1 protein-coding gene is annotated in these 943 nt (G+C 71.5%); it reads right to left on the reverse strand.

What is annotated here, in order from left to right:
• On the reverse strand, positions 1–943 hold a 943-nt coding region (locus MQP27_RS50750; protein ID WP_242779507.1), incomplete at both ends, for an ATP-binding protein.

Consider the following 943-nt stretch of genomic DNA (forward strand, 5'->3'; position numbering starts at 1 on the left):
CTCGGCGGCGAGGGCCTTGACGGTGCCGGCCTTGTGGGCGTTGAGCGGCTGTTCCATCTTCATCGCTTCCAGGACGACGACCAGGTCGCCTTCCTTGACTTCCTGGCCCTCCTCGACGGCGACCTTGACGATGGTGCCCTGCATCGGGGAGGCCAGCGTGTCGCCGGAGGCGGCCGGGCCGGACTTCTTGGCGGCGCGGCGTTTGGGGCGGGCGCCGGCGGCCAGGCCGGTGCGGGCCAGCGACATGCCCAGGCTGGAGGGCAGGGAGACCTCCAGGCGCTTGCCGCCGACCTCGACCACCACCGTCTCGCGGCCGGGTTCCTCGTCCGCCTCGGTGTCGGCGGGGGCGGTGAAGGGCTTGATGTCATTGACGAACTCGGTCTCGATCCACCGGGTGTGGACCGTGAACGGGTCCTCGCTGCCGGTGAGTTCGGGGGCGAAGGCGGGGTCGGTGACCACCTTGCGGTGGAACGGGATCGCCGTCGCCATGCCCTCGACCTGGAACTCCTCCAACGCCCGCGAGGCCCGCTCCAGCGCTTCCTTGCGGGTGCGGCCGGTCACGATCAGCTTGGCCAGCAGGGAGTCCCAGGCCGGGCCGATCACGGAGCCGGACTCCACGCCCGCGTCCAGCCGCACACCCGGCCCGGCGGGCGGGGCGAAGAGGGTGACGGTGCCGGGGGCCGGGAGGAAGCCGCGGCCGGGGTCCTCGCCGTTGATGCGGAACTCGAAGGAGTGACCGCGCAGTGCGGGATCGCCGTAGCCCAGCTCCTCGCCGTCGGCGATGCGGAACATCTCCCGCACCAGGTCGAGGCCGGCGACCTCCTCGGTGACCGGGTGCTCCACCTGCAGGCGGGTGTTGACCTCCAGGAAGGAGATCGTGCCATCCGCACCGACCAGGAACTCAACCGTGCCCGCGCCGACATAACCCGCCTCGCGCAGAATC

Origin of the sequence: Streptomyces cylindrosporus (assembly GCF_022698165.1) — a bacterium.
GTDB classification, from domain to species: Bacteria; Actinomycetota; Actinomycetes; order Streptomycetales; family Streptomycetaceae; genus Streptomyces; species Streptomyces cylindrosporus.